Source organism: Sulfurovum sp. (assembly GCF_041562805.1).
Classification (GTDB): domain Bacteria; phylum Campylobacterota; class Campylobacteria; order Campylobacterales; family Sulfurovaceae; genus Sulfurovum.
Window position 1 is genome coordinate 1 of the sequence record NZ_JBFFOH010000120.1, and the last position, 7672, is coordinate 7672.

The following is a 7672-nucleotide window of genomic DNA, read 5'->3' on the forward strand; positions in this document are numbered from 1 at the left end:
ACGATTACTTTACTTTATTTTGTTACAATAAATAAGATTTGGCTCATATTATAATAAATATAAGGAATGAAATGAAAAAGGTATTGATTGGATTATTGATTATGTCAACTGTTTTACTAGCAGAGTTAACGCAAGTATGGGCGACACCACAGTATGCTGAAAAAAATATCAAGATAATAGATATACGTACACCTACTGAGTGGAGAGAGACGGGTATTGTAAAAGGTTCTTATACGATTATGTTCTTTGATGAAAAAGGGAACTTTAATATAGAGATTTTTTTGAAACAGTTAGACATGGTTGTTAAAAAGGATGAGTCGTTCGCACTCATATGCAGAGTAGGTAGTCGTACGGGTATGGTTTCTGAATTCTTATCAGAAAGACTAGGGTATAAGGTGACTAACCTCAAAGGGGGGATCATGAAAATGATACATGAAGGTTATAAAACTGTACCATACAATCCATAATCTTCTCAAACTTGATTGACATAGACTAAACTATTTTGATATAATTTATTTAAAATTAGAGAAATATATTATTTTAGGAATAACATGTCAAAAAGTTTATATGAAACACTCGGTGTAAGTGAAAATGCTTCAGCCGATGAAATTAAAAAGTCTTATAGAAAGCTCGCAAGAAAATACCACCCGGATATTAATAAAGATGAGAGTGCCGTAGAAAAGTTTAAAGAGATAAATGCAGCATATGAAGTGCTCTCTGACACTGATAAAAAAGCACAGTATGACCAGTTTGGTGATCAGATGTTCGGTGGACAGAATTTCCATGACTTTGCACAAGGACAGGGTGGAGGCGTAGACCTCGATGAGATACTTAGACAAATGTTTGGTGGCGGAGGTGGCGGCTTCAGTGGCGGCTTTGGTGGAGCACAACAAGGTGGTTTTGGTGGCTTTGGTGGTCCTGACCTTGATATGCAGGCACGTATCACTGTACCCTTTATGGTCTCTGTGAATGGTGGAAAACATAATGTATCTGCCAATGGTCAAAACTTTGATATTAAGATCCCCGCAGGAATTAAAAGTGGTGAGACAATGCGTGTGCGTGGTAAAGGTAAACAGTACCGGGGGCAGGCAGGAGACTTACTTATACAGGTAGAAGTCGCCGCTTCGGATGAGTATGAAAGAAAGGGTGACAACCTCTATAAAACATTTGATGTTCCTTTGAAGGAAGCGCTGTTTGGTGGTAAGATAGCTATTGAAACACCAGAGAAGGAAGTTTCACTTAAAGTACCGCAAAATACTAAAAATGGTCAAAAGTTTAGACTTAAAGGTAAAGGTGTTGCTGACAGAAAAACTGCGTTGAGAGGTGACTTGTATCTCGTTGCCAATGTGGTTTTACCTGATGTGGATACATTGGATGTTGAACTTAAAGCAATGATAGAAGCAAAACTCTAAAGGATTTTTTATGCATAGTTATGACGAACCGGTGTACCTTATTTCAGTAGTAGCTACCATGTTAGACATACATCCACAAACACTCAGACAGTATGAGCGTGAAGGATTGGTAGAACCTTCGCGTACACAGGGACGTATGCGTCTTTATTCACAACGTGACATTGAACGTATGAAACTCATTTTACGATTAACACGTCAAATGGGTGTGAATCTTGCCGGTGTAGACATTGTACTTCAACTTAAAGAGCAGATAGATAGTATGCAAGAAGAGATAGATCAATTACGTGAAGAACTGAGTAAAGTAAACCGTAATGGCTCTGTACATGTAAGTAAAGCGTTGGTCACAAAAAGTTCTTATGACATTATTATTTTTGAGGATTAAATAAGAAAAACGATTGTATATTAAAAATTATTATATACTATCTACATGAAACAGCAAAAATATTATATATTTCTTCAAAAACAAATACTCCTGATGATAGGACTCTCGCTTATCCCCGGATTAGTCTATGTTATGTTTGGGTTGCTGTTTGACGCTGCTCTCCCTGCAGAATTGTGGTATACCGCGCTTATACTTATTTCTTTCTATGGATTTTCTATTTATAATGAATTTGATCTACGTAAAATGAATGAAGCAGAGTTAAAACAATGGTATAAGAAGCTGACATGGTTTATGTATGCTATTTTTTCTTCCTGGTCGGTGATATTTGTACTGTATGTTGGTTATGATGAATATAATTTGCATTATATTGCCATATTTACGCAACTGGGTGCTTCTGTTGTAGCATCTGCATTATTAGTATCTGATAAAAAATTATTTGTTCCTATTTTGGTAACGTTGATGTTCCCCTTGACTACTTATTTTCTGCTTGTTGGTACATGGTATGGGTATATACTGTCCTTTTTTTCTCTTATATTTTTGGCTGTTTTACTTTATGCAGCCTATAATACTTATTCATTGATTCAGAAGAATTATTATCAGGCACAACATGATGTATTGACAGGGCTTTATAACAGAAGATATTTCATGGAGTATATGGACTCTTTGAATGAAAGATTAGAAGAGAATGATAAAATTGCATGTATTTTTCTTATTGATCTAGACCACTTTAAAAAGATCAATGACTCTTTAGGACATGAGATAGGTGATAAACTCTTGATAGCAGTTTCTAAACGTATAGAACTTTATGTGAGTGAAACACATATGGTAGCACGATTAGGTGGTGATGAGTTTATCCTTGTGAGTAAAGAGTTAAGTGAAAAAGAATTTGAATCTACTCCAGATCAGACCTTTGCAGAAGGTCTACTTAACGTGATTAGACAACCTTATATTATTGATAGTCACCACTTGCATATCAGTGCAAGTATTGGGGTACATCGACTGAATCCTGGCTCCTTATTATTTAGTGCGAATTTCATTAGAGAAGTGGACATAGCAATGTATGAGGCGAAGGCACAAGGACGAGATGGTGTTATCATATTTAATAAGGAGCTTGAGGAAAGAGTTGAAAGACATCTTCTGATAGAACAGAAACTTCATCATGCAATTAAAGAAAAGAAAATAAAAGTATATTACCAACCACAATTTGATAGGGATGAAAACCTGATAGGCTGTGAATCCTTAGTCAGATGGAATGATAGTGAGTTGGGAGTACTAAGTCCTGAAGAATTTATACCTATAGCAGAAAATACGGGTTTGATCCTCGAGTTGGGTAGCTATGTATTACAAGAGGCATTTGAAACTTTACATCGATGGGATGGAAAAGGAAAAAAATTAAAATCTTTTTCGATCAATATCAGTATGAGACAAATTTTATGTGAAATATTTATAGAAGAAATAGATGGTTTAATGAAGAGTTATTTTCCTCAAAAAGAGAATCAACCCAAAATATTTTTTGAGATCACAGAGCATGTATTTGCTGAAGATATGAAAAAAGTAATTTCTATAATGAATAGATTGAAAGAACTGGGTATCTCTTTTTCGATAGATGACTTTGGTACAGGGTATTCATCTTTAAGTTATTTAAGTGTTTTGCCTATAGATGAAGTGAAGATAGATAAAACATTTATTGCACGCTTTCATGATAGTAAGAGTGATAAGAAAATGATCAGTACTATTATCTCCATAGCTAAGAATTTTAATTTGAATATTGTCGCTGAAGGAGTAGAAACATTTGAGCAGCTTGCTTTCTTAACTCAGAATGACTGTGATGTATTTCAAGGCTTCTATTTCGAAGAGGCACTTCCTCAAAGCAAGTTTGAAGAGAAGTATATTTTTATTTAACTGCCTCTGCAATGAGATGTATGGCCATGCCATAACTTGTTGAATTGTTATAGCGTGTGAGGACACGAAAGTTTTTTGCTCCCAACCATATGTCATCATGGATAAGGTTACGGTTTTTAAGTAAGTATGCATTAGGCTCATTAAAGGGCTTTAAAGGCTTAACACCATGCTTTAAGATAGTTTTTAATGGTAACATTCGTCTGTGACTTGTTTTGAGTGCTGAATAGCGTTTCCCTTTAAATTTTGTCGGTATAGCAACCTGAGCTCCTTTTTCCCAACCGTTCTTATGCATGAATTTAGCGATGATACCTATACCGTCTTCCAAGCTCCATGGATCTTTTTTCCCATCACCATTGTAATCCATACCATACTTTAGAAATACAGACGGAACCTGTTGCACAACACCCATTGCCCCGGCAAAGGAACCTTCCAGATTTTTGATATCATAACCTTGTTTTCTTGCCATTAAAAAGAGATGTTCAAACTCTGACTTGAAAAATTTTTTCATACGGTTTTTATGAAAGGCGAGGGTAGCCAGCGCGTCCAATACATTATAGTCACCAGTATACTCTCCAAATTTACTTTCCACGCCGATAAACCCAACGATATATCCCATATCAACCTTATATTGTTTACTGGCCCTCAAAAGTGTTTTATAGTATTTCTTTTTGAATTTTTTGGCTTTGTTGAGAGTGATGGGGTCAAGAACATGTGCTTTGTATCGTTCCCATGGACCGTTGGTTGTTCCCACTTTATATTTACCTGTATATCTGGCTAAAGTATCGCGGTCAAGTTTTGCATCTTCTAGTACAGACGTTATATAGGAACGTTTGAAATGATGTTTTTTAACCATCATATTGATGAAGTTTTTGACTTCTTTTTTGGCTAAGAAATCATAGGGAACAGGGGGACGGTCATCGTTAGCCAGTAGTGAATATGGAAGAAGTATTGCGAGTAAAAGTAGTTTAGTAAACTTCAAGTATTTTCCTTATATATTATTTAGTATCAATAGGCTATCCCGATAGATGGGCTCATCTATGAATCCATATTTTTCATCCATAAATCCGTTTATGCCTTGTGCCGAATTCGTTTCAAAAACCTCTTTGATATGTCTAGCTCTCTCTAGTTCATATTTATTAATACTAAAAATCTCATTTGCAATCTGTACTTGCTTTGGTCCCATACATGCTTTGGTCTCAAACCCCATCATTTTTTCTCTTTCACACCATGCTTTGAACGTCTCTGTATCATTATATTTCTGGAACATAAAAGAGATGGGATGGATACCTGCAGTTTTGGAATCTACCAAAAACTTAGAGAGAATGTAGTCTATAGTAGGATTTTCCAGAGTGACTAAAGACTGAGGTAATCCAAGGGAAGTTAGAAGATCCAAGATGCCTATATTTGCTGTGGTAAGACGTTCATCTATCCTTAGTGCACTTAAGCTCTCAAAAGCCTCTTTTGTTTCGAGAGAGATATGTAACTCTTTATCTTCTGAGAGTAGGGTAAGCGCCTGTGCTATCTCGGTTTGGTTTTTTACTTTTGCCACACGCACGGCATCAAACCCAAAATCATTCAAAAAAGCTATCTCTTCAGCTCCCCCTTCATGTAGAGGGTTGGTACGTACGATGATGAAGGAGTTGGCATGTTCCATATGTGAAAGGAAAAGAGCGATATTCTGCAGTGCTTCTTTTTTACGGGAAGGTGCGATGGCATCTTCAAGATTAAGTGTGATCATGTCAGCATCACTTTCATCCATACGGTTCAGGTGTTTGAGGTTAAGAGGGTTGAGCATCATGTTAGAACGATAGTATCTCTTAACAGCAGGGGCTTTTCGTTTGCTTCCCATCTGTGTTGGCAGTGTGTCTAAAGTATCAAATATCATACTGTTATGGTATCTAAAAATAACCAGAATTAACCCAAAAGAGATATAATTTCCCATGTTGAAATATCTTAATGGTTACGATGACCAGTTAAAAGCACAAGTGCAAACCCTTATTCAGCAAAAAAAGTTGGGTAAGTATCTACTTTCACGCTACAGTGATGTGCATAGCTACTCAACAGACAAAAATCTCTATGCCTATGTGATAGAACTTAAAAATACCCATATGAAAAGTGCATCTCCCATTGCTAAAGTACTTTACGATACCAAGATACGTGATATTAACGCTGCACTTGGAACACATACCTTTGTATCACGTGTGCAAGGTGGAAGGCTCAAGGCAAAGAACGAGATACGTATCTCCCATCTCTTTAAAAAAGTGCCTGAGGCCTTTTTACGGATGATAGTGACGCATGAGTTGGCCCATCTCAAAGAAAAAGAACACAATAAAGCATTCTACAAACTATGCAAGCATATAGAACCTGACTACCATCAACTTGAGTTTGATCTACGTTTATATTTGACCTATCGTGATACTTTTGGGGAGTTATATGTTTGATAGGTTTGTGGATTTAAATAACAGCCGTCACAACCCTCAAAAGTTTGTTACAGTATAATACTTATAAAATTATCAGGGCATCACAGTATGAATAAACTCATCCTCATATTTATCTTTTTGACGGTTTCTATTTTTGCAAGATACGATGTATTCCCAACGCAGGAATGTCCTGCATTTAATAACATGAAACATACGAAAAATACCCATAACGTACATCTAAATACTAACGAAAAATATACGATACTAAAACACCATAAAGGACAAAACCTTATTTTGGTAACAGGGGAACAGCCTGCTCAGAGATGGGTGAACGATACGTGTTTTTCTAAACGTTCGGAATCATCTAATCCAGTCAATGTTGAAAAAGTTGAGAGTCGGATCATTAGTATAGAAGAGGAACTCTCTAAAACATCAACAAGTATTGATTTAACGAAACATACTAAAAAATATGGAAATAAAAATATCTCAAAACAAAACCTCTTGGCACTCTCCTGGCACAATGCTTTTTGTGAAACACACAGGTATAAAAAAGAGTGTAAAAGAAGTATGTTTTCTTTTGGTAGACCCAACTACAGTGAGAAACATTTTGTACTTCATGGATTATGGCCACAGCCTAAAAATAAGATCTATTGTGATGTAGGCAGGGAGGATATAAATTTGGATAAACATAAACAGGGGAACAGACTTCCTGATTTGGATTTGAGTGATACAGTCAAAACACGTTTGCAAAAAGTAATGCCCGGATTTTCTTCAAACCTGCATAAGCATGAGTGGGTCAAACATGGTGCCTGTTATGGTACAGATGCCAATGAATATTATGAAGATTCTATAAGTATGGTAGAACAAATGAATGATTCTAAGGTTGGAGACTTCTTTAAAAAACATATAGGAAAACGCGTTACACTTCAACAGATCCGTTCAGTATTTGACAGAAACTTTGGTCTAGGTACAGGGAAACGTGTGGAGTTGAAATGTGATAACGGATTGATCACTGAACTATGGTTACATCTGGGATCTGGCAGTGATGCTTTAGGCACCCTTTTAAAACAAGGAAAACAAACAAGAAGCCATTGCCAGAGTGGACTCGTAGACAAGGCTGGATTTTGAGTGATAAAGTAGATGTATTAGAAGCACTGAAACATTCAAATGTTTTCTTAACAGGTGGTGCCGGTGTAGGTAAGAGTTATATTACCAATGAAGTGATCTCTGACTTCCGTAAAAGAGGGAAACAGGTAGTTTCCTTAGGTTCAACAGGTGTGAGTGCTGTGAACATCGGCGGGTTCACGGTTCATAGCTTTTTTGTCTTTGGCATCGCTAATAATTTTGATGAGTTGGCTGCGGGAGACAAACGAGCCAAGAAAAGACTTTCAGATCTCAAGAAGGTGCTTAAATCCACAGACCTGATCATTATAGATGAGATCTCTATGGTGAGTACAGACTTGATGGATATGATAGCGTACAGACTGAACAACTACGGATACTTTGGGAAAGTACTTTTTGTGGGAGATTTCTTTCAGTTACCACCTGTCCAAAAA

The 7672-nt window shown here is 36.5% G+C and carries 9 protein-coding genes; 7 read left to right on the forward strand and 2 right to left on the reverse strand.

The genetic code is table 11. The features are described 5' to 3' along the window. The first annotated feature begins 71 nt into the window (after positions 1–71). The 4 genes from ABYK33_RS11835 to ABYK33_RS11850 all read left to right on the forward strand — a co-directional run bounded on the left by ABYK33_RS11835 (position 72) and on the right by ABYK33_RS11850 (position 3696). A complete protein-coding gene (locus tag ABYK33_RS11835) occupies positions 72–467 on the forward strand; it encodes a rhodanese-like domain-containing protein (protein WP_373033440.1) in 396 nt (131 codons plus the stop codon). 84 nt (positions 468–551) lie between these two features. Continuing rightward, positions 552–1412: a DnaJ C-terminal domain-containing protein gene (locus tag ABYK33_RS11840; protein WP_373033441.1), complete on the forward strand. Its 861-nt coding sequence runs from the start codon at positions 552–554 to the stop codon at positions 1410–1412. A gap of 10 nt (positions 1413–1422) precedes the next feature. Continuing rightward, positions 1423–1794: a heat shock protein transcriptional repressor HspR gene (locus ABYK33_RS11845; RefSeq protein ID WP_373033442.1), complete on the forward strand. Its 372-nt coding sequence runs from the start codon at positions 1423–1425 to the stop codon at positions 1792–1794. Positions 1795–1839: 45 nt separating this feature from the next. Next, complete coding sequence (locus ABYK33_RS11850; protein ID WP_373033444.1) at positions 1840–3696, forward strand: putative bifunctional diguanylate cyclase/phosphodiesterase; 1857 nt, start codon at positions 1840–1842, stop codon at positions 3694–3696. On the opposite strand, the gene ABYK33_RS11855 is transcribed toward ABYK33_RS11850, so the two are convergent. Together ABYK33_RS11855 and ABYK33_RS11860 are read right to left on the reverse strand one after the other, a co-directional pair. Further along, positions 3689–4675, reverse strand: a complete 987-nt coding sequence (locus ABYK33_RS11855) for a lytic transglycosylase domain-containing protein (protein ID WP_373033445.1) — start codon at positions 4673–4675, stop codon at positions 3689–3691. The genes ABYK33_RS11850 and ABYK33_RS11855 overlap by 8 nt on opposite strands. A gap of 9 nt (positions 4676–4684) precedes the next feature. Beyond that, the gene (locus ABYK33_RS11860) at positions 4685–5638 is read right to left on the reverse strand and encodes a CoA ester lyase (protein ID WP_373033447.1); all 954 of its coding nucleotides are present in this window, start codon (positions 5636–5638) and stop codon (positions 4685–4687) included. Here ABYK33_RS11860 and ABYK33_RS11865 point away from each other — a divergent pair. The 3 genes from ABYK33_RS11865 to ABYK33_RS11875 form a co-directional block, all read left to right on the forward strand. Next, entirely contained in the window at positions 5637–6137 is a 501-nt protein-coding gene (locus tag ABYK33_RS11865) for a YgjP-like metallopeptidase domain-containing protein (RefSeq protein ID WP_373033448.1), read from the forward strand. The two genes, ABYK33_RS11860 and ABYK33_RS11865, sit on opposite strands and share 2 nt — an antisense overlap. Before the next feature lie 87 nt (positions 6138–6224). Then, positions 6225–7244 carry a hypothetical protein gene (locus tag ABYK33_RS11870; RefSeq protein WP_373033449.1) on the forward strand — a complete coding sequence of 340 codons (1020 nt, stop codon included), beginning with the start codon at positions 6225–6227 and terminating at the stop codon, positions 7242–7244. Next, positions 7241–7672, forward strand: a 432-nt coding sequence (locus ABYK33_RS11875) for an AAA family ATPase (protein ID WP_373033450.1), incomplete at its 3' end; no start/stop codon positions are given. The genes ABYK33_RS11870 and ABYK33_RS11875, both read left to right, overlap by 4 nt.